Source organism: Citrobacter sp. TBCP-5362 (assembly GCF_005406305.1).
GTDB classification, from domain to species: domain Bacteria; phylum Pseudomonadota; class Gammaproteobacteria; order Enterobacterales; family Enterobacteriaceae; genus Citrobacter_B; species Citrobacter_B koseri.
The window spans coordinates 3,027,677-3,053,003 of record NZ_CP040234.1 but is presented as its reverse complement, the minus strand read 5'-3'; the positions used below and the strand labels follow the sequence as shown (position 1 = coordinate 3,053,003).

22 protein-coding genes are annotated in these 25,327 nt (G+C 54.5%); 12 read left to right on the top strand and 10 right to left on the bottom strand.

Annotated elements, in window-relative coordinates; genetic code table 11:
• Nucleotides 1–30: 30 nt before the first annotated feature.
• From gpmA to modE, 7 genes are all read right to left on the bottom strand, one after another.
• Entirely contained in the window at nt 31–783 is a 753-nt protein-coding gene (gene gpmA, locus FD428_RS14580) for a 2,3-diphosphoglycerate-dependent phosphoglycerate mutase (RefSeq protein WP_012133230.1), read from the bottom strand.
• Nucleotides 784–1,004: 221 nt separating this feature from the next.
• Nucleotides 1,005–2,045 (bottom strand): galactose-1-epimerase, encoded by a 1,041-nt coding sequence (gene galM, locus FD428_RS14575; RefSeq protein WP_060815868.1) that lies wholly within the window; start codon nt 2,043–2,045, stop codon nt 1,005–1,007.
• Complete coding sequence (gene galK, locus FD428_RS14570) at nt 2,039–3,187, bottom strand: galactokinase (RefSeq protein ID WP_047458033.1); 1,149 nt, start codon at nt 3,185–3,187, stop codon at nt 2,039–2,041. The genes galM and galK overlap by 7 nt, the downstream gene beginning before the upstream one ends.
• Before the next feature lie 3 nt (nt 3,188–3,190).
• Nucleotides 3,191–4,237: a galactose-1-phosphate uridylyltransferase gene (gene galT / locus FD428_RS14565; protein ID WP_104868901.1), complete on the bottom strand. Its 1,047-nt coding sequence runs from the start codon at nt 4,235–4,237 to the stop codon at nt 3,191–3,193.
• A 9-nt stretch (nt 4,238–4,246) separates the two neighbouring features.
• Nucleotides 4,247–5,263, bottom strand: a complete 1,017-nt coding sequence (galE, locus tag FD428_RS14560) for a UDP-glucose 4-epimerase GalE (RefSeq protein WP_114848498.1) — start codon at nt 5,261–5,263, stop codon at nt 4,247–4,249.
• Nucleotides 5,264–5,481: 218 nt separating this feature from the next.
• Nucleotides 5,482–6,954, bottom strand: coding sequence for a molybdate ABC transporter ATP-binding protein ModF (modF, locus tag FD428_RS14555; RefSeq protein ID WP_114848497.1), 1,473 nt, complete (start codon nt 6,952–6,954; stop codon nt 5,482–5,484).
• A gap of 67 nt (nt 6,955–7,021) precedes the next feature.
• Entirely contained in the window at nt 7,022–7,810 is a 789-nt protein-coding gene (modE, locus tag FD428_RS14550; protein WP_012133223.1) for a molybdenum-dependent transcriptional regulator, read from the bottom strand.
• Between the two features lie 128 nt (nt 7,811–7,938).
• On the opposite strand from modE, the gene FD428_RS14545 reads away from it, so the two are divergent.
• The 4 genes from FD428_RS14545 to modC all read left to right on the top strand — a co-directional run bounded on the left by FD428_RS14545 (nt 7,939) and on the right by modC (nt 10,852).
• Nucleotides 7,939–8,088, top strand: a complete 150-nt coding sequence (locus FD428_RS14545) for an AcrZ family multidrug efflux pump-associated protein (protein ID WP_024130518.1) — start codon at nt 7,939–7,941, stop codon at nt 8,086–8,088.
• Nucleotides 8,089–8,328: 240 nt separating this feature from the next.
• On the top strand, nt 8,329–9,102 hold the full coding sequence (gene modA / locus FD428_RS14540; RefSeq protein ID WP_012133221.1) for a molybdate ABC transporter substrate-binding protein: 774 nt from the start codon (nt 8,329–8,331) through the stop codon (nt 9,100–9,102).
• Entirely contained in the window at nt 9,102–9,791 is a 690-nt protein-coding gene (modB, locus tag FD428_RS14535) for a molybdate ABC transporter permease subunit (RefSeq protein WP_012133220.1), read from the top strand. Before modA ends, modB begins: the two co-directional genes overlap by 1 nt.
• A gap of 2 nt (nt 9,792–9,793) precedes the next feature.
• On the top strand, nt 9,794–10,852 hold the full coding sequence (gene modC / locus FD428_RS14530; RefSeq protein WP_012133219.1) for a molybdenum ABC transporter ATP-binding protein ModC: 1,059 nt from the start codon (nt 9,794–9,796) through the stop codon (nt 10,850–10,852).
• Here modC and FD428_RS14525 read toward each other — a convergent pair whose 3' ends face one another.
• Nucleotides 10,853–11,671, bottom strand: coding sequence for a pyridoxal phosphatase (locus FD428_RS14525; RefSeq protein WP_012133218.1), 819 nt, complete (start codon nt 11,669–11,671; stop codon nt 10,853–10,855).
• 163 nt (nt 11,672–11,834) lie between these two features.
• Here FD428_RS14525 and pgl point away from each other — a divergent pair, with 163 nt between their 5' ends.
• Nucleotides 11,835–12,830 carry a 6-phosphogluconolactonase gene (pgl, locus tag FD428_RS14520; RefSeq protein ID WP_024130516.1) on the top strand — a complete coding sequence of 332 codons (996 nt, stop codon included), beginning with the start codon at nt 11,835–11,837 and terminating at the stop codon, nt 12,828–12,830.
• Nucleotides 12,831–12,889: 59 nt separating this feature from the next.
• On the opposite strand, the gene FD428_RS14515 is transcribed toward pgl, so the two are convergent.
• On the bottom strand, nt 12,890–13,828 hold the full coding sequence (locus FD428_RS14515) for a LysR family transcriptional regulator (protein WP_047458020.1): 939 nt from the start codon (nt 13,826–13,828) through the stop codon (nt 12,890–12,892).
• A 198-nt stretch (nt 13,829–14,026) separates the two neighbouring features.
• On the opposite strand from FD428_RS14515, the gene FD428_RS14510 reads away from it, so the two are divergent.
• The 3 genes from FD428_RS14510 to FD428_RS14500 all read left to right on the top strand — a co-directional run bounded on the left by FD428_RS14510 (nt 14,027) and on the right by FD428_RS14500 (nt 18,944).
• On the top strand, nt 14,027–15,082 hold the full coding sequence (locus FD428_RS14510; RefSeq protein WP_114848496.1) for a 4-oxalomesaconate tautomerase: 1,056 nt from the start codon (nt 14,027–14,029) through the stop codon (nt 15,080–15,082).
• A gap of 85 nt (nt 15,083–15,167) precedes the next feature.
• Entirely contained in the window at nt 15,168–16,601 is a 1,434-nt protein-coding gene (locus tag FD428_RS14505; protein ID WP_114848495.1) for an anion permease, read from the top strand.
• 84 nt (nt 16,602–16,685) lie between these two features.
• The gene (locus FD428_RS14500; RefSeq protein ID WP_114848494.1) at nt 16,686–18,944 is read left to right on the top strand and encodes a hydratase; all 2,259 of its coding nucleotides are present in this window, start codon (nt 16,686–16,688) and stop codon (nt 18,942–18,944) included.
• Nucleotides 18,945–19,016: 72 nt separating this feature from the next.
• Here FD428_RS14500 and FD428_RS14495 read toward each other — a convergent pair whose 3' ends face one another.
• Nucleotides 19,017–20,300, bottom strand: a complete 1,284-nt coding sequence (locus FD428_RS14495; RefSeq protein ID WP_012133211.1) for a putative acyl-CoA thioester hydrolase — start codon at nt 20,298–20,300, stop codon at nt 19,017–19,019.
• A 231-nt stretch (nt 20,301–20,531) separates the two neighbouring features.
• Between FD428_RS14495 and hutI the strand changes: the two genes are divergently transcribed.
• The 4 genes from hutI to hutU all read left to right on the top strand — a co-directional run bounded on the left by hutI (nt 20,532) and on the right by hutU (nt 25,326).
• Entirely contained in the window at nt 20,532–21,755 is a 1,224-nt protein-coding gene (gene hutI / locus FD428_RS14490; RefSeq protein ID WP_047463727.1) for an imidazolonepropionase, read from the top strand.
• Entirely contained in the window at nt 21,752–22,693 is a 942-nt protein-coding gene (hutG, locus tag FD428_RS14485) for a formimidoylglutamase (RefSeq protein WP_012133208.1), read from the top strand. The genes hutI and hutG overlap by 4 nt, the downstream gene beginning before the upstream one ends.
• 88 nt (nt 22,694–22,781) lie before the next feature.
• Nucleotides 22,782–23,501: a histidine utilization repressor gene (locus FD428_RS14480; RefSeq protein WP_114848493.1), complete on the top strand. Its 720-nt coding sequence runs from the start codon at nt 22,782–22,784 to the stop codon at nt 23,499–23,501.
• A 139-nt stretch (nt 23,502–23,640) separates the two neighbouring features.
• On the top strand, nt 23,641–25,326 hold the full coding sequence (hutU, locus tag FD428_RS14475; RefSeq protein ID WP_012133206.1) for a urocanate hydratase: 1,686 nt from the start codon (nt 23,641–23,643) through the stop codon (nt 25,324–25,326).
• Nucleotide 25,327 lies beyond the last annotated feature (1 nt).

Sequence of the window (25,327 nt, the reverse complement as noted above, 5' to 3'; positions counted from 1 at the left end):
GATAAGCGAAGCGCCATCAGGCAAATCAGATTACTTCGCTTTACCCTGGTTCGCTACGGCCGCCGCTTTTGCCGCGATCTCGTCAGCGTTACCCAGATAGTAATGTTTGATCGGTTTGAAGTTTTCGTCGAACTCGTACACCAGCGGTACACCGGTCGGGATGTTCAGTTCGAGAATCTCTTCTTCGCTCATGTTATCCAGGTATTTCACCAGCGCACGCAGAGAGTTACCGTGAGCGGCGATGATGATGCGCTCACCGCTTTTCATGCGTGGCAGAATGGTTTCGTTCCAGTAAGGGATCACGCGATCGATGGTCAGCGCGAGGCTTTCAGTCAGCGGCAGCTCTTTCTCGGTCAGTTGCGCATAACGCGGATCGTGGCCCGGGTAACGCTCGTCATCTTTGGTCAGCTCCGGCGGGGTTACGGCAAAACCGCGACGCCACTGTTTAACCTGCTCATCACCGTATTTTTCAGCGGTTTCCGCTTTGTTCAGACCCTGTAGTGCGCCGTAGTGACGTTCGTTCAGCTTCCAGGATTTTTCAACCGGCAGCCAGGCCTGATCCAGTTCGTCCAGGACGTTCCACAGCGTGTGGATGGCACGTTTCAGCACGGAGGTATAAGCAAAATCGAAGCTATAGCCTTCCTCTTTCAGCAGTTTACCTGCCGCTTTTGCTTCACCCACGCCTTTCTCGGACAGGTCAACATCGTACCAACCGGTGAAGCGGTTTTCGTTGTTCCACTGACTTTCGCCGTGACGTACCAGAACCAGCTTAGTTACAGCCATACTCTCACTCCTCAAGCTTTATTGAATGATAATAATTCTCATTATATTGCCGTGACAGGTCAGCGGCAACGCTTACGCATAACCATAGCGAAAATAGTGACGCAGTGTAAGGTTCTTGTGAACCCGGAGTTGCGATTTTGTCTTTGAGTGGTGGGGATTTGAGCAAAGCGACGCGCCACAGGCCCGATAGCTGGCACCATCGGGCCTGTTATGGCTCATCGTCAGGCCGGAATAAACTGATATTCCGTCAGGCTGGCGTACTCGTCGCCGGGATGCAACACGCAGTCAGGTTGCGGCCATTCCGGGTGGTTCGGGCTGTCTGGCAGAAATTCGCTTTCCAGCGCCAGGCCTTGCCAGTCGGCATAAGGTTCAGGCCCGCGCGACGGCGTGCCGCCCAGATAGTTGCCGGAATAGAATTGCAGCGCCGGAGCGGAGGTATAAACCTTCATCTGCAATTTCTCATCCTGCGACCACAGATGTGCGGCTGGCTGGCTGGCATCGCCTTTGGTCTGCAATAAAAAGGCGTGATCGTAACCTTTTACCTTGCGCTGATCGTCATCGGCAAGAAACGCGCTGGCGATGGTTTTTGCGCTGCGGAAGTCGAACGAGGTTCCGGCAACGGATTTCAGCCCGTCGCGTGGAATACCGCTTTCATCAACCGGCAGGTACGTATCAGCCAGAATCTGTAGCTTGTGTTGGCGTACGTCCGACTGCTCGCCGTCCAGGTTAAAGTAGACGTGATTGGTCAGGTTCACCGGGCAGGGCTTATCTACCGTCGCTCGATAGGTGATGGAGATTCGGTTATCGTTGGTGAGACGATACTGCGCGGTGGCGCAGAGATGGCCGGGGAAGCCCTGATCGCCATCGTCAGACGTCAGTGCAAACAGCACCTGACGATCGTTCTGGTTGACTATCTGCCAGCGACGTTTGTCAAAGCCGTCCGGCCCGCCGTGCAGTTGGTTTTCACCCTGGCTCGGCAGCAGGCTGACGGTTTCACCCGCCCAGGTGTAACGGCTGTTGGCAATGCGATTGGCGTAGCGGCCAATCGATGCGCCAAGAAAGGCGGCCTGATCCTGGTAATATTCCGGGCTGGCGCACCCCAGCAACGCTTCACGGACGCTGCCATCGGTTAGCGGGATACGGGCGGAAAGTAGTGTGGCGCCCCAGTCCATCAGCGTGACCACCATCCCTGCATCGTTGCGCAGGGTGAGCAGGCGGTACGGCTGACCATCGGGCGCCAGTGCGGGCGTTTCGTTTAGCACTGTCCGGCTCCTTGTGAGGGTTTGCATACGTAAAACGTTTCTTTGATTCCGGTTTTCGCTTCATACTGCGTGGCCACGGCCTGCTGTACGGCAGGAACCAGCGCTTCCGGGATCAACGCGACGACGCAGCCGCCGAAGCCGCCGCCGGTCATGCGTACGCCGCCTTTATCGCCGATGGTCGCTTTCACAATTTCGACCAGCGTGTCGATCTGCGGGACGGTGATTTCGAAGTCATCGCGCATTGAGGCGTGAGATTCCGCCATCAATTCACCCATGCGTTTCAGGTCGCCTTTCTCCAGCGCGCTGGCGGCTTCAACGGTACGGGCGTTTTCGGTCAGTACGTGGCGAACACGTTTGGCGACAATCGGGTCCAGCTCGCTGGCCACCGCGTTGAACGCCGCAAGGCTGACATCGCGCAACGCCGGTTGCTGGAAGAAACGCGCGCCCGTTTCACACTGCTCGCGGCGGGTATTGTACTCGCTGCCCACCAGCGTACGTTTAAAGTTACTGTTGATGATCACCACCGCCACGCCTTCCGGCATGGAAACCGCTTTCGTACCCAGCGTGCGGCAGTCAATCAGCAGGGCATGATCTTTTTTACCCAGCGCGGAGATCAGCTGATCCATAATGCCGCAGTTGCAGCCGACGAACTGATTCTCCGCTTCCTGGCCGTTGAGCGCGATTTGCGCGCCATCCAGCGGCAGGTGGTACAACTGCTGGAATACGGTGCCGACCGCGACTTCCAGCGACGCAGAAGAACTGAGTCCCGCGCCCTGCGGTACATTGCCGCTGATAACCAGATCCGCGCCGCCAAATGCGTTATTTCGTTTTTGCAGATGCTTCACCACGCCGCGCACGTAGTTTGACCACTGCTGGCTGTCGTGGGTAACGATCGGCGCATCAAGGGAGAATTCATCAACTTGGTTGTCGTAGTCAGCCGCAATCACGCGCACTTTGCGATCGTCACGCGTGGCGCAGCTAATCACCGTCTGGTAGTCGATAGCGCAAGGCAGCACGAAGCCGTCGTTGTAATCGGTGTGCTCGCCGATCAGATTGACGCGACCAGGCGCCTGAATGGTGTGGGTAGCAGGGTAGCCGAAAATTTCTGCAAACAGAGATTGTGTTTTCTCTTTCAGACTCATTATTTAAACTCCTGATTCGCGAAAATGAATGTCGCTGACCGCGCGCAGACGCTCCGCCGCTTGTTCTGCCGTCAGATCGCGCTGGGTCTCCGCCAGCATTTCATAACCGACCATAAATTTACGGACGGTCGCGGAACGCAGCAGCGGTGGATAAAAGTGCGCGTGCAGCTGCCAGTGCCCGTTCTCTTCACCGTTAAACGGCGCGCCGTGCCAGCCCATGGAGTAGGGGAAGGAGCACTGGAACAGGTTGTCATAACGACTGGTCAGCTTTTTCAGCGCCAGCGCCAGGGAGTCGCGCTGATCGTCGGTCAAATCGGTAATGCGCAGCACATGCGCTTTGGGCAGCAGCAGCGTTTCAAACGGCCAGGCCGCCCAGTAAGGCACGACCGCCAGCCAGTGCTCGGTTTCAACCACCGTACGGCTGCCGTCCGCCAGTTCGCGCTGCACATAATCCACCAGCATTGGGGAGTGCTGTTCGGCGAAGTAGGCTTTTTGCAAACGATCTTCACGCTCGGCTTCGTTCGGCAGGAAGCTGTTGGCCCAAATCTGGCCGTGCGGATGCGGGTTGGAGCAGCCCATCGCCGCGCCTTTATTCTCAAAAACCTGCACCCAGGGGTAGGTTTTTCCCAGATCGGCAGTCTGTTCTTGCCAGGTTTTGATGATGTCCGTCAGCGCGGGGAGGCTCAGTTCCGGCAGCGTCTTGCTGTGATCGGGAGAAAAGCAGATCACGCGGCTGGTGCCGCGGGCGCTCTGGCAACGCATTAACGGGTCATGGCTGTCCGGCGCGTCCGGGGTGTCAGACATCAGCGCGGCAAAGTCATTTGTAAAGACATAGGTGCCGGTGTAATCCGGGTTTTTATCTCCGGTTACGCGCGTATTGCCCGCGCACAGGAAGCAGTCCGGGTCATGGGCGGGAAGCGCCTGCTGAGATGGCGTTTCCTGCGCCCCCTGCCAGGGGCGCTTTGCGCGATGCGGTGAAACCAGAATCCACTGTCCGGTTAGCGGGTTAAAACGGCGATGTGGATGATCGACAGGATTAAATTGCGTCATGACATGTCCTTAGTCTGGATATCCCTGCGGATGGCGTGACTGCCAACGCCAGGTGTCCTGCGCCATTTCGTCAAGTGTGCGGGTTACGCGCCAGTCCAGTTCGCGGTCGGCTTTGCTGGCGTCCGCCCAGTAGGCCGGAAGGTCGCCTTCACGGCGTGGGGCAAAATGATAAGCAACGGGTTTACCGCAGGCTTTGCTGAAGGCGTTAACCACATCCAGCACGCTGTTGCCAACACCGGCGCCAAGGTTGTAAATATGCACGCCTTGTTTGCCAGCCAGTTTTTCCATCGCGGTTACGTGGCCGTCGGCAAGATCCATCACATGGATGTAATCGCGCACGCCGGTGCCGTCTTCGGTAGGGTAGTCGTTGCCAAAGACCGCGAGTGATTCGCGACGGCCAACGGCGACCTGGGCGATGTACGGCATCAGGTTGTTAGGAATGCCCTGCGGATCTTCGCCCATATCACCTGACGGATGCGCGCCGACCGGGTTGAAGTAGCGCAGCAGGGCGATGCTCCAGTCCGTCTGCGCTTTTTGCAGGTCGGTCAGGATCTGTTCGACCATCAGTTTACTTTTGCCATATGGGCTCTGCGGCGTGCCGGTCGGGAAACTTTCGACATAAGGAATTTTGGGCTGATCGCCGTAGACGGTGGCGGAGGAGCTGAAGATGAAGTTTTTGACATTGGCGGCGCGCATGGCGCTGATTAAACGCAGCGTACCGTTGACGTTGTTGTCATAGTATTCCAGCGGTTTGGCGACAGATTCGCCCACGGCTTTCAGACCGGCAAAGTGAATGACGGCGTCAATCGCGTGGTCATGCAGAATTTCAGTCATCAGCGCTTCGTTACGAATATCGCCTTCAACGAAAGTTGGGTGCTTACCACTTAATCGCTCGATAACAGGCAGTACGCTGCGCTTACTGTTGCAGAGGTTATCAAGGATGATGACATCGTGACCGTTTTTCAGTAACTGTACACAAGTATGACTTCCAATGTAACCGCTACCACCGGTGACCAGTACTCTCATAATTCGCTCCGTTAAGCCTATGGTATGGAATAACCATAGCATAACAAAGATGCGAAAAGTGTGACATGGAATATATTAGTGGAATCGTTTACACTTCGGTTTTTTCACCCACCGACGACTGTTATTTAATGATAAATCATATGCTTTAAGAATGATTGCGCCTTTTATCTGAAAAAGCAGTGAAAAAAGGGGCGTGGTCGCACGCCCCCAATGAACCGCTAACGCAGCGTCGTCTGTTGGTAGCGGTAACTCTCGCCTTCCGGTACAAACTCCAGCCGATGGGTAATGCAGCCTGGGGCGTCTTCCGCGTGATGGGAGACAAACAGCAACTGCGTTTCTCCCTCGCTAATCAGTACATCGACAAAGCGGCGAACGAGTTGACGATTCAGCGGGTCCAGGCCTTGTAAGGGCTCATCAAGAATCAGCAGCGTAGGGTGTTTGACCAGCGCACGGGCAATCAGCGCCAGCCGTTGTTGCCCCCAGGACAGGCTGTGGAAAGGCGCATCCGCAGTGCGTTTGTCTATTCCCAGAATATCCAGCCATTGCTGCGCCAGCTTGTGCTGCCTGTCGGAAACCGCCTGGTAGATGCCAATCGAGTCAAAGTAACCGGAGAGAATGACATTACGCACCGTGGTGCTGACGCGGTAATCCAGATGCAGGCTGCTGCTGACATAGCCGATATGTTTTTTGATATCCCAGATTGTTTCACCACTCCCGCGACGGCGGCCAAACAACGTCAGGTCGTTGCTGTATCCCTGCGGATGGTCGCCGGTGATTAAACTTAGCAGGGTGGATTTTCCCGCGCCGTTAGGCCCGACAATCTGCCAGTGCTCACCTGGATTCACCTGCCAGCTCAGATGATTAAGAATAGGGCGGTCGTTATAGGAGATGACGCCATCGTTGAGAATAATGCGCGCCGCGCCGTCCGGCAGGGCGTGACGGGCAGAAGGTTCATCCGGCTCGGGCAACTTTACGCCTTCCAGTCGTTCGCTATGCGCGAGTTGGGCAATCAGCGCCCGCTGGAGCAAATCCGCTTTTTCCCCCGTTTCCGTTAACGTGCAGTCGGCAAGGACTCCCGCATACTGAACGAATTCGGGGATCTCATCGAAGCGGTTTAACACCAGCACAAGCGTGTAGCCCGACTGGTGCAGCGTGGCGAGAAGATTCGCCAGTTGCTGGCGGGAGGCGACATCCAGCCCGTCAAACGGCTCATCGAGGATTAATAAATCCGGTTCTGACATCAGCGCCTGACAAAGCAGCGTTTTGCGCGTTTCGCCCGTAGAAAGGTATTTAAAACGTCTGTCGAGCAGAGAAGAAATGCCAAACTGCTGCGCCAGTTCAGCACAGCGGGCGGGATCGCTCACCTCATCCTGAATGATTTCTGCCGTAGTTCGTCCGGTGTCGTCTTCGCCAGGGCTGAGCAGGTCGGTGTTATTGCGCTGCCATTCATCGCTGACCAGTTTTTGCAACTGTTCGAATGAGAGGCGGGTGACGCGCGCGAACTGAGACTGGCGCTCGCCTTTCAGTAGCGTCAGTTCTCCCGCCAGCGCGCGGGCCAGCGCCGATTTCCCGCTTCCATTGGTGCCGACAAAAGCCCAGCTATCCCCCGCCTGCAACGTCAGCGCACTTAACTGAAGCGTTTTTGTGTCGCTCAGGCGAAACGTACCTTGCGAAATATGCAATGATGACATTTTGTATCCCATTTTTTGCAGCGATGAATGACAGGGATACGTGTTCAAAGAACAGATGTCAATGCACTTAGCACAACGTAGCGATAATCACTCTGTCAGCATTAAAATATGCCGTCACGTTAGCACCTTCTTCCAGCGTGGCGGTCTCTTCAACAGGCAGGGTGGCGCATAACGTCTGGCCGTCAGGTAATGTCATGAGGACTTCGCACTGCTCGGCGCCGCGTTCAATATGGCTGATGGTTCCCTGAAGCTGGTTGTCGGCAGCCCGGGCAATCGCCTCGTCCTGGGTAATGCCAACCCACGGCGCTTTCAGCAGGATCAGGACTTCTTTACCTTCATCAAGGCCAAGACGCTCGCCGCTTTGCGCAGTGATGGCGACCTTCAGTCGCGTTTCGCCGTCGGCCAGCAGCACATCGACATGCTGTTGAACCTGATCGTGATCGCGTGCGGTAATGGTGCCGAACCACTGGTTACGGGCGCTGGTTTGCAAAGAGAAACGGGAAATGGCGGCCAGCAGGCTGTCGAGCGGCAGGGCGTCGTCGTCGCTCAGCACGTCGAACGCTTTTTGCTGAATCTGGGCGAGCAAATCGTAAAGCTGGATCAGGCGCTGACCGTAGCGAGTCAGTATCGCGCCGCCGCCGCCTTTGCCGCCCGTTGCGCGCTCGACGAGCGTCTGCTCGCTGAGTTGGTTCATCTCGTTAATGGCATCCCAGGCGCTTTTGTAGCTGATGCCCGCATCTTTCGCCCCCTGGCTGATGGAGCCGGAAAGCGCGATATGCTTGAGCAGCGAAATGCGGCGGGGGTCCGCAAACAATTTTTGTTGAAGTTTGAGTGTAAGGAGGATTTCGGCCTGCATAACAAGATCCTGGCAAAAGGGTTATTGTGACGGAAAACCGCTTCCGCGCAAAGTCGACCGCACAAAAGGGGAGTGCTTTTCTCATTTATGCAGTTAGAATATCAAAAGAATCCTATCTGGAGTTGACCATGTTAGAGTTATTGAAAAGTCTGGTATTCGCCGTAGTCATGGTTCCGGTGGTCATGGCCATCATTCTGGGGCTGATTTACGGTCTGGGTGAAGTGTTCAACATTTTCTCCGGTATCGGTCAGAAAGACCAGTCCAGACAGAACCATTGATTTTTAAACGCCCGCTCAGTCGGGCGTTTTACTTTCTTCGACTTTCAGGCCGCATTTTTGTTGGCTGTGCCTGTGAGTCTCAGCGCAACCCGAAATCCATTGGGTAGCGCCCCTCAAGATCCTGCTTTTCCTGCCGATATTTTCTTTGCGTAACCTCAATTGGGTATCAATAACTTCTGGGAAAAACCTTATTTTCTCGCTATATTTGCGCCTACATAACGACACTCAAAGGAGTTACAGATGGCACGTACATGGTTACGCCTGTTTGCTGGGGCAACATTATCTCTGACTGTTGCCGGACATGCGCTGGCGGATGAAGGGAAAATCACCGTATTCGCGGCGGCTTCGCTGACCAACGCAATGCAGGATATTGCGGTTGAATACAAAAAAGAGAAGAACGTTGACGTTGTCTCTTCATTTGCCTCTTCTTCTACGCTGGCTCGCCAGATTGAAGCGGGAGCGCCAGCGGATCTGTTTATCTCTGCTGACCAGAAATGGATGGATTACGCGGTAGACAAAAAAGCGATTGATACCGCAACGCGTGAAACGCTGCTTGGCAACAGCCTGGTTGTGGTCGCGCCAAAAGCCAGTGAACAGAAAGACATCACCATCGACAGCAAAACCAACTGGACGACTCTGCTGAATGGCGGTCGTCTGGCGGTGGGCGACCCGGAACACGTTCCGGCTGGCATTTATGCAAAAGAAGCGCTGCAAAAACTGGGCGCATGGGATACCCTGGCGCCGAAACTGGCTCCTGCGGAAGACGTGCGTGGCGCACTGGCGCTGGTGGAGCGTAGCGAAGCGCCGCTGGGCATCGTTTACGGTTCTGATGCCGTTGCCAGCAAAGGCGTGAAAGTGGTTGGCACGTTCCCGGAAGATTCCCATAAGAAAGTGGAATACCCGATCGCGATTGTTGATGGACACAAAAACGCAACGGTCAGCGCGTTCTATGACTACCTGAAAGGACCGCAGGCTTCCGAAATCTTTAAACGTTATGGATTTACGACGAAGTAATGATACTGACTGATCCAGAATGGCAGGCCGTTCTACTGAGCCTGAAAGTTTCTTCCCTGGCCGTGTTGTTTAGTCTGCCGTTTGGGATCTTTTTTGCCTGGTTACTTGTGCGATGCAAGTTTCCAGGCAAAGCGTTGCTCGACAGCGTACTGCATCTGCCGCTGGTTTTACCGCCCGTGGTGGTCGGTTATCTGCTGCTTATCGCGATGGGCCGACGCGGATTTATTGGTCAGTGGCTTTATGACTGGTTCGGCATTACCTTTGCCTTTAGCTGGCGAGGCGCCGTGCTGGCGGCGGCGGTGATGTCTTTCCCGTTAATGGTTCGTGCTATTCGTCTGGCGCTTGAAGGGGTTGACATTAAGCTGGAGCAGGCCGCCAGAACGCTGGGCGCAGGACGCTGGCGTGTTTTCCTCACCATTACGCTACCGCTGACATTGCCTGGCATCATCGTCGGGACCGTGCTGGCGTTTGCCCGTTCGCTCGGCGAGTTCGGCGCTACCATCACTTTCGTGTCTAACATTCCGGGTGAAACCCGCACCATTCCTTCCGCGATGTATACCCTGATCCAGACCCCTGGCGGCGAAAGCGCGGCGGCGAGATTGTGCATTATTTCTATTGTGCTGGCGCTGATCTCATTGTTGATTTCGGAATGGCTGGCGCGTATCAGCCGTGAGCGCGCGGGGAGATAAACATGCTGGAACTCAATTTCTCCCAGACGCTGGGTACCCACTGTCTGACGCTCAATGAAACGCTACCTGCCAATGGGATCACCGCTATTTTTGGCGTTTCCGGCGCCGGGAAAACATCGCTGATCAATGCCATCAGCGGACTGACGCGCCCGCAAAAAGGGCGCATTGTGCTCAATGGTCGCGTGCTTAATGATGTTGAAAATGGCATCTGCCTGACGCCGGAAAAACGGCGCGTCGGTTATGTGTTCCAGGATGCCCGACTGTTTCCGCATTACAAAGTGCGTGGCAATCTGCGCTATGGCATGGCGAAAAGCATGGCCGGACAGTTCGACAAGCTGGTGGATTTGCTCGGTATCGAACCTTTGCTGGAGCGTTTGCCTGGCAGCCTTTCCGGCGGGGAAAAACAGCGTGTGGCGATTGGCCGCGCGTTGCTGACCGCGCCGGAGCTACTGTTGCTTGATGAGCCGCTGGCTTCGCTGGATATTCCGCGCAAACGCGAACTGCTGCCGTATCTGCAACGCCTGGCGCGCGAAATTAATATCCCCCTGCTGTACGTCAGCCACTCGCTGGACGAGATTTTACATCTGGCAGACAGAGTCATGGTGCTGGAAAACGGGCAGGTGAAAGCGTTTGGCGCGCTGGAAGAGGTCTGGGGCAGCAGTGTGATGCACCCGTGGCTGCCGAAAGAGCAGCAGAGCAGCATCCTGAAAGTGAGCGTGCTGGAGCATCATCCGCATTATGCAATGACCGCGCTGGCGCTGGGCGATCAGCACCTGTGGGTCAACAAACTGGAAGAGCCGCTGCAAACCGTGCTGCGTATTCGTATTCAGGCCTCGGACGTGTCGCTGGTATTACAGCCACCGATGCAAACCAGTATCCGTAATATCCTGCGGGCAAAAGTGGCAAACTGTTATGACGATAACGGGCAGGTGGAAGTCCAGCTTGAAGTCGGCGGGAAAACGCTGTGGGCGAGAATCAGCCCGTGGGCCAGGGATGAGCTGGGCATCAAACCTGGCCTGTGGCTGTACGCGCAAATCAAGAGTGTTTCAATTACCGCCTGATTACAGCAGGTGGGTATAAATAAACTTCGCAATGCTGTCCGTGGTGTTATCGCCGATCACGATATTCGCCCGTGTTTTCACCGCGTCGTCAGCATTGCCCATCGCGACGCCGGTGCCTGCCGCTTCCAGCATACTGATATCATTGTAGTTATCGCCAAACGCCACCACATTCTCCATCGACCAGCCCTGCGCTTCAATCCATTGGGTAAGGCGCTTCCCTTTGCTGTTCCCTTTACGCGCGATATCCACCTGATCGTGCCAGGACCATTCGCACTCCAGACCCAGCTGATGCTCAACCTGCTGCACGAACTGTTGCAGTTTTGGCAGATTTTCATCGGTCAGCGCGAATTTCCAGACGGCGTTGACGTCGCGTGCCGACTGCGCCAGCGACGGCACCTGAGTAAAGGTCGGACGCTGTTCCGGCGGCAGCGTCTGCGCCCAGTTAGCGGTACGGATCACATGGCCGGTCGGGCGTTCATAAACCATCGCGTCATCAACGTACATCAGACCGTGAATCTGATGCGCATCCAGCAGATCAATCAGTTGCAATGCCTGATCGACAGGCAGCGGATCGGCCTCAAGAACATTTTTTGCTTGATAATCATACAAGTAAGTGCCATTACAGCAAATTGCAGGTGTATCCAGCGCCAGTGCCTGATAAAAAGGATGAATCGCAACGTGATGACGGCCAGTGACGATGATAAGTTGGTAGCCTGCCTCTCTGGCGCGAGAAAGCGCCTCAAGCGAGGAGGGGAGCAATGTTTTTTTCGGCGTCAGTAAGGTGCCGTCTAAATCCAGGGCAATCACACGAGCGGTCATAGGGAGTTCCAGATTAAGGTTGAGAATTTTGCCTGCGGGAATGGTACACCGAGACGGTTGGCCGGACAAAATTCTGAGCGTTAATTCAGCATTCACCGTTAAAAGCGTCTACGTTAAGCTGTATTCCGCAATTGCAGACAGTTGCCATAAGGAAGGAGTAGTCATGAAGCAAACCGTTTATACCGCCAGCCCTGAGAGCCAGCAAATTCACGTCTGGAGCCTGAATCATGACGGCTCGCTGAAGCTGGTGCAGGTGGTTGATGTTCCGGGGCAGGTTCAGCCGATGGTGGTCAGCCCTGATAAGCGCTATCTCTATGTTGGCGTCCGTCCTGAGTTCCGCGTGCTGGCTTACCGTATTGCGCCAGATGACGGCGCGCTGACCTTCGCGGCGGAGTCCGCTCTGCCGGGTAGCCCAACCCATATCTCTACCGATCATCAGGGCCGTTTTGTGTTTGTTGGCTCGTACAATGCCGGTAACGTCAGCGTGACCCGTCTGGATGATGGCCTGCCGGCTGGCGTGGTGGATGTCGTTGAAGGGTTGGAAGGGTGCCACTCAGCGAATATCTCGCCGGATAACCGGACGCTGTGGGTGCCTGCGCTGAAGCAGGATCGCATTTGCCTGTTTACGCTCAGTGACGACGGCAAACTGGTCGCCCAGGAACCGGCGGAAGTCACCACCGTTGAAGGGGCCGGGCCGCGCCATATGGCGTTCCACCCGAACCAGCAATATGCCTACTGTGTGAATGAACTGAACAGCTCTGTTGATGTCTGGGAGCTGAAAGATCCGCACGGCAATATTGAATGCGTGCAGACGCTGGATATGATGCCTGCCGATTTTTCTGACACGCGTTGGGCGGCGGATATCCATATTACGCCGGATGGCCGTCATCTGTATGCCTGCGACCGTACCGCCAGCCTGATTACCGTTTTTAGCGTTTCTGAAGACGGCAGCGTACTGACGAAAGAGGGCTTCCAGCCGACTGAAACGCAGCCGCGCGGCTTTAACGTCGATCATAGCGGTAAGTATCTGATTGCCGCCGGGCAGAAGTCACACCATATTGCGGTGTATGCCATTGCCGGTGAGCAGGGGTTGCTGACGGAGAAAGGCCGTTATGCGGTAGGCCAGGGGCCTATGTGGGTCGTGGTTAACGCGTATTAATATTCCGTGACGTTGTGCCCGGTGGCGCTCGCTTACCGGGCCGTCGGCCGGATACGGCGTTATTGTTGCCGCTGTGGTTCAGCAAAAGGCGTCCACAGCGTGTCTTTATCATCGGCCCAGACATTCAAAAGCAGAGAGAAAAAACGCTCTGCCGGAGGAGAGAGAACGGCGTCTTTGCGCCGGATAATCCCTAACGTGCGTCTGATAACGGGTTCGATCAACGGGATTCCGATAAGCGTGGGATGCACTGTCTGAGGCATTGCCAGCCCCGGCAGCGCAGAAATACCCAGCCCGGCCTCAACCAGCCCAAGCGAGGTCGATAAATGACGAACCTCGTAAAACCAGTCCAGCTTCCAGGGTTTATCCGCCAGATTGTGCTCAATAAGCAGCCTGTTACCGCTGGATGACCGCACGCCAATCAATTTGTAGCCCACCAACTCCTGCCATTCGACCAGTTGCTTACTGGCTAAGGGATGGTTTCGTCGACAGGCCAGAACAAACGGTTCATTCACCAGCGGGGTGAAGTCAATAGCAGAATTTGTGATGCTGTTCATATTTATGCCGAAATCAGCTTCGTTACCCAACACCGATTCCATGCAGTTGTTCGTACCTTTTTCAAGAATTCGTATTTTGATATTGGGGTACAACTCATTAAATTTTCCGATAGCAAGGGGTAAAAAATAGAAAACAGCGGTCGGAATACAGGACAATGTGATCGTGCCGTGGTGATAAGCATTCATTTCGCGAACATTAAAAAGAGCTTCATCCAATTTTCTTATTAATTCTCTGGCTTCCGGTAACAGCATCCTCCCCGCTTTTGTTAATTCTACTTTACGTGTTGTTCTCTCAAAAAGCAGGGTATGTAAATCATCTTCCATCTTTTTTATTCTGCGAGTTAATGCAGGTTGCGTAATGTTAAGTAATTTAGCGGCTTTGTTAAATGATCCTGCCTCTGCCAGTGTGACAAATGCCTTCATACTTGATAATTCGTGTTTCATCATAACTCCAGAAAATAGAATCCAGGGATTCCCTGATTTGCTGCCCCAGGAGAGAAAAACGTAGTTTATATGTAAATTATCCGTCTTGATTAATGCAAATAAATTATCAATCATAAATTTAAAGTCATTAGCCTCTCTATTCTGCGCGTGCAACCATGTCCTCATTAACGCTAATGTTTTTTAATTGAGGGCAATGTTATGAAAAAAATTCCCTGCACGTTGATGCGAGGGGGAACATCCAGAGGGGCGTTTTTATTAGCAGAACACCTTCCTGAGGAGAGACAGCGGCGCGATGCCATATTGATGGCAATTATGGGATCGGGGAATGAGCTGGAAATAGATGGCATTGGCGGCGGTAATCCGTTGACCAGTAAAGTGGCCATTATCCGTCGTTCGGATGACTCAAAAGCAGATATCGACTATTTATTTGCTCAGGTTCTGGTACATGAACACCGCGTTGATACCACGCCGAACTGTGGAAATATGCTTTCCGCGGTAGGCGCATTTGCGATTGAACATGGCTTAATTGAGACTACGCCGCCCGTCACGCGCGTGCGTATACGTAATGTAAATACAAATACGTATATCGAAGCGGACGTGCAGACGCCGGACGGCGCCGTTGAGTACGAAGGCCAGGCAAAAATCGATGGCGTACCGGGAACGGCCGCGCCCGTGGCACTCACGTTTTTGAACGCTGCTGGCGCCAAAACCGGGCAAATTTTTCCGACCGGTCATCGTGTCGATCATTTTGATTCCGTTGCCGTCACCTGTATTGATATGGCGATGCCGGTGGTTATTATCGCTGCCGAAGATGTCGGTAAAACGGGTTATGAATCCCCTGCGGAACTTGATGCCGATACTGAATTATTGCGCCGCATTGAATCCATCCGTTTGCAGGCGGGTAAAGCGATGGGGTTAGGCGACGTCAGCAATATGGTTATTCCTAAACCGGTGCTTATTTCCCCGGCCAGACGGGGTGGGACGATCAATGTGCGCTATTTTATGCCGCACTCCTGCCATAAGGCGCTGGCGATTACTGGTGCCATCGCGCTTGCCAGTAGCTGTGCGACAGACGGGACGGTCGCCCACCGGATGACGCAATTGACGGACTATGGCGATATAAATATCGAACACCCGGGCGGGTGCCTTGATATTCATTTAACAAATGAAGGTAATGAGCCTTCTTCAATACGCGCTTCTGTTATTCGCACAGCAAGAAAGATTTTTGCAGGTGAAGTTTATATTCCTGAATGATGTTGATCTCATTTCGCTGTGATTAAGGAAAATTAAACAATGCCTTTTCTGTATAACGAATACAGATAAATCAGGGTGCAAAAAAATGAATAAAAAATCTATATGGAAGCTAATTATTATATTAGCGATCCCGTGTATTATTGGCTTAATTCCTGCGCCAGCCGGTCTGAGTGAACTCGCCTGGGTTCTCTTTGGCATCTATCTTGCGGCAATCGTGGGGCTGGTGATAAAACCGTTTCCTGAACCCGTCGTATTATTGATTGCCGTCGCGGCATCGATGGTCGTGGTCGGAAATTTAAGTGAAGGGGCGTTTAAAACGACCAGCGTGCTCAGCGGTTATGCCTCTGGAACGACGTGGCTGGTATTTTCTGCGTTTACGTTAAGCGCCGCGTTTGTCACTACTGGCCTGGGCAAACGCATTGCGTATATTCTGATTGGTAAGATTGGGAATACCACGCTGGGGCTGGGCTACGTTACGGTTTTTCTCGATCTGGTTCTCTCTCCGGCAACGCCGTCAAACACGGCGCGCGCAGGCGGCATTGTTTTACCTATCATCAACAGTGTGGCCGTCGCGCTGGGTTCAGAGCCTGAAAAAAGCCCCCGTCGTGTCGGTCATTACTTAATGATGTCCGTGTATATGGTCACGAAAACGACCAGTTATATGTTTTTTACCGCAATGGCAGGGAACATACTGGCGCTGAAAATGATCAATGATATTTGCCATCTGCAATTAAGCTGGGGGGGATGGGCGCTGGCAGCAATGGTGCCGGGTATCATTATGTTTCTGGTGACGCCGCTGGTGATTTATACCATGTACCCGCCGGAAATTAAAAAGGTTGATAATAAGACGATCGCGAAAGCCGGGCTTCAGGATCTCGGGCCAATGAAAGGCCGTGAGAAATTACTGCTGGGTATTTTTGTCCTCGCGCTGTCAGGCTGGATTTTCAGTAAACAACTTGGCGTGGATGAATCAACCGTTGCGATTGTGGTGATGGGCGCGATGTTGTTACTGGGCGTGGTGAGCTGGGATGATGTCGTTAAAAATAAAGGCGGCTGGAATACATTAATCTGGTACGGCGGTATCATTGGCTTAAGCTCTTTATTATCGAAAGTGAAGTTTTTTGACTGGCTGGCTGAACTGTTTAAAAACAATCTCTCTTTTGATAATCATGGTAACGTGGCGTTCTTCGTCATTTTGTTTCTGAGTATTATTGTCCGTTATTTCTTTGCCTCCGGTAGCGCTTATATTGTGGCGATGATGCCGGTATTCGCCATGCTGGCGAATGTCTCTGGTGCGCCATTAATGCTAACCGCGCTGGCCTTATTATTCTCCAACTCTTATGGCGGAATGGTCACGCACTATGGCGGTGCCGCTGGCCCGGTTATTTTCGGGGTCGGTTATAACGATATTAAGTCCTGGTGGCTCGTCGGCGCGGTTCTGACCATTTTAACGTTCCTGGTACATATCACGGTTGGTATCTGGTGGTGGAACATGTTGATTGACTGGAACATGCTGTAATCAACCGTCAGCGTTCATTTTTATTATTAATGACATGGTCTGTTGTCCGTGCATGGAAACATGCACGGCAATGTGGAGTAATGAATGATTAAGTTATATGACAAAGGGATTTATCTCTCCGGTAACAATGAGATAATTGCAGAAGAACAGTATTGCGGTAATGTACAAAAAGAGGAAGCCAAAAAAGGCACCATAGCATGGTCCATTCTTGCGTCTCATAATACGTCAGGAAATATGGATAAACTTAAAATCAAGTTTGATTCGTTAACCTCCCACGATATTACCTATGTAGGCATAATTCAGACCGCGAAAGCGTCCGGGATGGTGCGTTTTCCATTACCTTATGTTCTCACAAACTGTCATAACTCATTATGCGCCGTTGGTGGAACCATTAATGGCGATGATCATCTTTTTGGACTCTCCGCTGCGCAGCGCTATGGCGGTATTTATGTGCCGCCCCATATTGCGGTCATCCACCAATATATGCGCGAGATGATGGCGGGCGGTGGAAAAATGATTTTAGGCTCAGACAGCCACACGCGCTATGGCGCGCTGGGGACGATGGCCGTAGGGGAGGGCGGAGGTGAACTCGTCAAGCAACTGTTGAATGATAGCTGGGATATCGATTATCCGGGCGTCGTGGCGGTATATCTGACGGGAAAACCGGCGCCAGGCGTTGGCCCGCAGGATGTGGCATTAGCCATCATTGGCGCCGTATTTAAAAATGGCTATGTCAAAAATAAGGTCATGGAATTTGTGGGGCCGGGCATTAGCGCAATGTCCACGGATTTCCGTAACAGTGTTGATGTCATGACCACGGAGACGACCTGCCTGAGTTCGGTGTGGCAAACGGATGATGAGACCCGTAGCTGGCTGGCGTTACATGGCCGTGAACCGGATTATCGACAGCTGAATCCGCAGCCAATGGCCTGGTACGATGGCTGTATTTATGTTGATTTGAGCACAATTAAACCGATGATCGCGCTACCTTTCCATCCGAGTAATGTGTATGAAATCGACACGTTAAATGAGAATTTGACGGATATTCTGCACCAGGTAGAAATTGAGTCTGCACGCATGGCCCGTGGGAAAGCCAAAATCTCACTGCTGGATAAAGTTGAGAAGGGGAGATTAAAGGTTCAGCAGGGAATTATTGCCGGATGCTCAGGCGGTAACTATGAGAACGTCATTGCGGCGGCGAATGCGTTGCGCGGTAAATCGTGTGGTAATGAGACGTTCTCACTCGCGGTTTACCCCTCTTCACAGCCTGTATTTATGGATCTGGCGAAAAAAGGCGTGGTGGCCGATTTAACTGGCGCGGGCGCAATCATCAGAACCGCTTTCTGCGGCCCATGCTTTGGCGCTGGCGATACGCCCGTTAACAACGGGCTGAGCATTCGCCACACCACCCGTAACTTCCCGAACCGTGAAGGTTCGAAACCGGGTAATGGTCAAATGTCCGCGGTTGCGCTGATGGATGCGCGTTCTATTGCGGCGACGGCAATAAATGGGGGCTATCTGACCTCCGCCGCTGAACTGGACTGCTGGGAAAACGTTCCTGACTATGCGTTTGATCCCACTCCGTACAAAAACCGTGTCTATCAGGGTTTTGTTAAAGGGGCGACGCAGCAATCGCTCATCTATGGCCCGAATATTAAAGACTGGCCGGCGCTGGGGGCGCTGACGGAAAATATTCTGCTCAAGGTGGCGTCAAAAATTCTTGATGAAGTCACAACGACGGATGAGCTGATTCCGTCCGGGGAGACCTCCTCTTTTCGCTCAAATCCGGTTGGTCTGGCGGAGTTCACCCTGTCACGCCGCGATCCAGACTATGTTGGCCGAAGCAAAGCAACCGCGACGCTGGAAAAACAGCGTCTGGCAGGCGAGGTGAGTGGGCTGGAGCCGGTCTTTGCCCGTATTCGCACAATTGCGGGCCAGGAAACCACCGATCCGTTAGCCACCGGGATTGGCAGCATGATTTATGCCGTTAAGCCGGGAGACGGTTCCGCGCGTGAACAGGCGGCAAGCTGTCAGCGCGTGATTGGCGGTCTGGCGAATATAGCCCAGGAGTATGCGACGAAACGCTACCGTTCGAATGTGATCAACTGGGGAATGTTGCCGTTGCAAATGGCGGGTGATCCTGGGTTTGACGTCGGGGATTATATTTACATTCCTGGCGTCCGTACGGCGCTGGAACAATGCGCAACCACCTTAAAAGGCTATGTGATTCATGACGATGAAATCACGGAAATCAGTCTGTATCTGGAAAGCCTGACCGCCGAGGAACGTGAAATTATCAAAGCGGGAAGTCTGATTAATTTCAATAAAAACCGTCAGATGTAAAAAAAGGTCGTCACGCCCGGCGTGACGACCTTTTCTCTTTTATCTGGCCTGAAGAATAATCGTCAGCAGATATTATTGCTTCGGTTCGGCAACCACTTTACTGCCTAAACCCCGGTTGTTGTATTCCCACATCCGGTTAAAGTTCGTGTCGTTCAGGTTACGCTGTACCTCGTCTTTATCATCCTTCGCGCCAGTATTCCCGGCAAAAGGACGTTTGGAGATAACGGCGTCAGCCCACGGTTTCGCCATATTGAACCCTTCGTTAATCACGCTATCGCGGATAACGACCTGACCGTTGGTGTTGGCATCCACATCCAGCGAACGACCCAGTTGCGCGACGCCATCACCTGCGGCGGTAAAGCGGCTGTTGGTGGCGAGGAAACCGTAATAAATATTCGACAGCGTTGCCGGAGCGAAAACATACGCTTCCTGCTGGGTACGGGAGTTCACCACGCGGAAATCGGTGTTATCGAACACCACTGCGCCGCGACCGGAAACCATATCCACATCCCCTTCAATGTAACTGTTCGTCACCAGCGTGCGTGGTTGGCGATCGTTTTGCAGACGGTTCTGCACGCCGCTGTTGGTCACGAAGAAGGTATTCTGGCGACCCAGAATGTTCACTTTATTAATCTGCACTTTGTCGCCGTCAGTGCGTAAGGCCACTGCCGGATGGTTGCCGGCGTCAACGCTGTCACCGAGATTGTTTTCGATGGTCAGATTTTGTAACTGCAAGCCGTCATTCTGTGACCAGACCACCGCAGAACACATCACGCCAATGCTGGCGCCGCGTTTGCTCTGGCAGTTATCAAACATATACCACGCAGGTTTGCCCGGCATGTATTTACCGCCCGGGTTCACTGAACGACGCCAGTCGGTCGTGCTCATTTCGCCGTCAATCGCCTGGCCGATTTTCACATCAATCGCGTTCTCGCCCGTGCCGTACAGCGTCAGGCTGCCAGGCGCCGCCGGGATATACACGGTTCCCTGATACTCGCCCGGCATAATGGCGATGTACAGACGCTTGCTGCTGCGCTGCGTAATTGCTGCATCTACCGCCGCCTGAATGGTGGTGTGCGTCACGCCTGGCGTGCCAGCCGGGCCGACAACGAAGTCAGGTTGCGCAGGCAGCGTAATGGCGGAAGGCGTCCACGGCGCCGTATTCGGCGTCAGTGACGAGAAATAGTGTGCAGCAACGAAATTCTGCGCTTCGTTCGCTGACAGGATCGGACGCGAGGAGGTTCCTGGCGCGGTCTGATCGGATGGGATTTGATCGGGCGGCGTAGAGCTACAGGCGGTCAGCGTCACGCCAAAAGCCAGTGCCAGCGCCAGACGGGAAACCGAAAATGTGTTCACAGGTTGCTCCGGGCTTTGAAAGTTAAATTAATTCCATTGAAGCCTGCTTTTTTATACTAAGTTGAGCGAAACGGGAAGGTGAAAAGGTAAAAAGTTCTTTTTTAGACGCCGCGCACCCGATGTTCCAGGCAAGTACATCACAAATAAATAACATTCATGGCCTGTAAGATTGACAACCCCGGCAGAATAAAAAATAAATGTATAGACAACCCATGACAAGTGATGAACCCAATGGCGCAACTTTTACCTGATGACACGATCTGGCGGAATGGCCGACTGGCGACGATGGATACTGAACGCGGTAGCCCTTATGGGATGGTGGACGATCATGCGCTTGTCGTCCGCCAGGGCCGGATTCTGGATATTGTGCCTGCGTCGTCGCTCAACGCCGCGCACCGCAATACCGTGGATCTGCAAGGCCGACTGGTCACGCCCGGATTGATTGACTGTCACACCCACCTGATTTTTGGCGGCACGCGCGCCGGGGAGTGGGAGCAGCGGCTTAACGGCGTGTCGTACCAGCAGATCAGCGCGCAGGGCGGCGGTATCAACGCGACCGTCGCCGCGACCCGGACGGCCTCTGAAGATGAACTTTTAACTGTTGCGCGCGCGCGGATGGCGCGATTGCTGCAAGAAGGCGTTACGTTGCTGGAGGTGAAATCCGGCTATGGCCTGAATTTCGCCACGGAAGAGAAAATGTTGCGCGTTGCCGCTGCGCTGGCGCATGAAAACAGGGTGGAAATCAGTCCTACCCTGCTGGCGGCACACGCGACGCCAGCAGAATACCGTGACGATCCCGACGGCTATATCACGCTAGTTTGCGAAAGTATTCTGCCCGGATTATGGGCAAAAGGGCTGTTTGAGTCGGTGGATCTTTTCTGTGAAAGCGTGGGGTTTAACCTGGCGCAGAGTGAGCGGGTATTTCAGGCCGCTCAGGCGTTGGGCATTCCGGTAAAAGGGCACGTTGAGCAGCTCTCCTTGCTGGGGGGCGCGCAACTGGTGAGTCGTTATCAGGGGTTATCCGCCGACCATATTGAGTATCTGGATGAGGCTGGCGTGGCGGCGATGAGTCGCAGCGGCACCGTGGGCGTTCTGCTGCCGGGGGCGTTTTATTTCCTCAAAGAGACGCAGCGCCCGCCGGTGGCGTTGCTCCGCCACTATGGCGTGCCAATGGCGGTTGCAACGGACTTTAACCCCGGCACCAGTCCGTTTATCAGTTTGCATCTGGCGATGAACATGGCCTGCGTACAGTTTGGCTTAACGCCGGAAGAGGCGTGGGCGGGCGTGACGCGGCATGCTGCGCGCGCGCTGGGGCGGCAGACGACGCATGGGCAATTGAAAGCGGGATATGTCGCTGACTTTGCCGTATGGGACGCTGAGCTTCCGGTTGAAATCCTTTATGAACCGGGGCGTAACCCGCTCTGTCACCGTGTATTCAGAGGAGAAGTAACATGACGCAATGGCAACCCGCATCTCCCACGCTCTGGCAGGGGCGTGATGACAGCGCCGAGGCGGCTAACGCGCTGCGTCTCTTTCAGACGGTGACGCGCAGCCCGACGTTTTCTCCCGAAATGTATCGTGAAAAAATCGCCTTGCTCGGCTTTGCCTGTGACGAAGGCGTGAAGCGAAACCAGGGGCGACCTGGCGCCGCTGGCGCGCCGGATGCCCTGCGCCGGGCGCTGGCGAACCTGGCCTCTCACCACGGCCACGATCGGCTGGTGGATTTAGGTAACATTATTGCGCAAGCCCCCGATCTGGAAGGCGCGCAGCAGGCGCTTCGCGATGCGGTACGGCGCTGCCAGCAGGCGGATATGCGCACGTTTGTGCTAGGCGGCGGACATGAAACGGCGTTTGGGCATGGCGCGGGACTGCTTGATGCGTTCCCGCATGCCAGAGTCGGCATTATTAATCTTGATGCGCATCTGGATCTGCGTCGGGCTGACCACGCCACCTCCGGTACGCCGTTTCGCCAGTTGGCGCAATTATGCGATGAACAACAGCGTGAGTTTCATTACGCCTGCTTTGGCGTCAGTCGGGCGGCAAATACGCAGGCGTTATGGGATGAGGCGCAACAACGCGGAGTGACCATCGTAGAAGACGTGGATTGTGATACCGCTCAGGCGCCGTTGGCGCAGGTTATCGACAGCGTGGATAAGATCTACCTGACCATCGATCTTGATGTGCTGCCCGCCTGGGAGATGCCCGCAGTGTCTGCGCCCGCAGCGCTCGGTGTGCCGTTGGCGACGGTGATGCGGCTTGTCGATGCCGTTTGTCGCAGCGGTAAGCTACAGGCGGTGGATATGGTTGAATTTAATCCGCGCTTTGACGATGATGGCAACGCCGCGCGTGTTGCGGCACGCCTCGGCTGGCAAATCGCACACGGGTGGCGTTAATCGCGATGTTTGTCCGGCCCAGAATCGCGTTACAGGCCGGATAATGCCATCCGGCAAATAAAATCATACGCTTAAGGAAGGCTTACGCATGCTCCCATCCCGTTCTGCCCCTGTGCCTTTCTATGAAAAGGTCAAACAGACGATCAGCGACAACATCGCCAGCGGCGTCTGGCGCCCGCATGACCGTATTCCCTCGGAAGCGGAACTGGTGGCGCAATTTGGCTTCAGCCGGATGACAATCAACCGGGCGTTGCGGGAATTAACGGATGAAGGGCTGCTGGTGCGTTTACAGGGCGTCGGCACATTTGTGGCGGAACCGAAAGGGCAGTCCGCACTGTTTGAAATTCGCAGCATTGCCGATGAAATCGTCGCCCGTCACCATCAGCACCGCTGTGAGGTGCTGACGCTGGAACAGACGCAGGCGAATGCGCTTCAGGCCACGGCCCTGAATGTGCGTGAAGGCACGCTGATTTTTCATTCGGTGATGGTGCACTATGAAAACGATCTGCCGGTGCAGATTGAGGATCGCTGTGTGAATGCCGGCGTTGTACCGGATTATCTGGCGCAGGATTACAGTCAGACCACGCCTCATGCATACCTGTCGCTGATCGCCCCGCTAACGGAAGGAGAGCACATTGTGGAAGCCGTGCGCGCCACGGCGGAAGAGTGCGCGCTGCTGAACATTAAGGAGCACGATCCCTGCCTGTTAATTCATCGACGCACCTGGTCTGCGTCGCACATTGTTTCTCACGCTCGCCTGCTTTTCCCCGGTTCTCGCTACCGGTTGCAGGGCCATTTTATGTCCTGAATGACGGCGCGATAAAAAGCGTGATTGCTGACGCAATATAACAAAAATGTATCTCAGTTGTTAAAATCAGCCTTGCGACAAGTTGTATAGACAAGTATATGTTGCTTATCTGTCCGATCATCGTAAGGAGTCTGGTGTCATGCCTCAAAGCAAGTATCGTCAGCAGGATATTCGCGCCCCGAGGGGAACAACCCTGACGGCAAAAAGCTGGTTAACCGAAGCGCCGCTGCGCATGTTAATGAACAACCTCGATCCCGATGTTGCCGAGAATCCGCATGAACTGGTGGTTTATGGCGGCATTGGCCGCGCAGCGCGCGACTGGGAGTGCTATGACGCCATCATCAATGCGCTGACCAAACTGGAGGCCGATGAAACCCTGCTGGTGCAGTCCGGTAAACCGGTCGGCGTGTTTAAGACCCACGAAAACGCGCCGCGTGTCCTGATCGCTAACTCCAACCTGGTGCCGCACTGGGCGACCTGGGAACATTTCAATGAGTTGGACGCCAAAGGGCTGGCGATGTACGGCCAGATGACCGCCGGAAGCTGGATCTATATCGGCAGTCAGGGCATCGTGCAGGGTACCTATGAAACCTTTGTTGAAGCAGGACGGCAGCACTATCAGGGGAATTTGTCCGGGCGCTGGGTACTGACCGCCGGGCTTGGCGGTATGGGCGGCGCGCAGCCGCTGGCCGCGACGCTGGCGGGGGCGTGCTCGCTGAATATCGAATGCCAGCAAAGCCGTATTGATTTCCGTCTGCGTACCCGCTACGTCGATGAACAGGCCACCTCGCTGGACGACGCGCTGGCGCGAATTGAAAAATATACCCGCGAAGGTAAAGCCGTCTCCGTTGCGCTGTGCGCCAACGCGGCGGACGTCGTGCCGGAACTGGTAAAACGCGGCGTTCGCCCGGATCTGGTGACCGACCAGACCAGCGCGCACGATCCGCTGCACGGTTATCTGCCCTCTGGCTGGCGTTGGGAGGAGTATCAGGCGAAAGCGGCGTCAGATCCACAGGGCACGGTACAGGCGGCGAAACGCTCAATGGCGAAGCACGTACAGGCGATGCTGGCGTTCAGTGAAATGGGCGTCCCGACCTTCGATTATGGCAACAATATCCGCCAGATGGCGAAAGAGATGGGCGTAGAGAACGCCTTTGATTTTCCTGGGTTCGTTCCGGCCTATATCCGCCCGCTTTTTTGTCGGGGGATCGGCCCATTCCGTTGGGTGGCGCTTTCCGGCGATCCAGAAGATATTTATAAAACCGATGCCAAAGTCAAAGAGATTGTGGCGGATGACAAACATCTGCATCACTGGCTGGATATGGCGCGCGAACGTATTAACTTCCAGGGCTTACCGGCGCGTATTTGCTGGGTGGGGCTGGCGTGGCGGCAAAAGCTGGGTCTGGCGTTTAACGAAATGGTACGCCGTGGAGAGGTCTCCGCGCCGATCGTCATTGGCCGCGATCATCTGGATTCCGGCTCCGTCGCCAGTCCAAACCGGGAAACGGAAGCGATGCGCGACGGTTCTGATGCGGTATCCGACTGGCCGTTACTGAACGCGCTGCTCAATACCGCCAGCGGTGCGACCTGGGTTTCGCTGCATCATGGCGGCGGCGTCGGCATGGGGTTCTCGCAACATGCCGGAATGGTGATTGTCTGCGACGGCACCGACGAGGCGGCGGCGCGTATCGCCAGAGTGCTGCATAACGATCCGGCGACAGGCGTGATGCGTCATGCTGACGCCGGGTATGAGATTGCGGTTGAATGCGCCGCAGAACAAGGGCTGAACTTGCCGATGATCGCGGCTACTCAAGGAAAACGCTGAT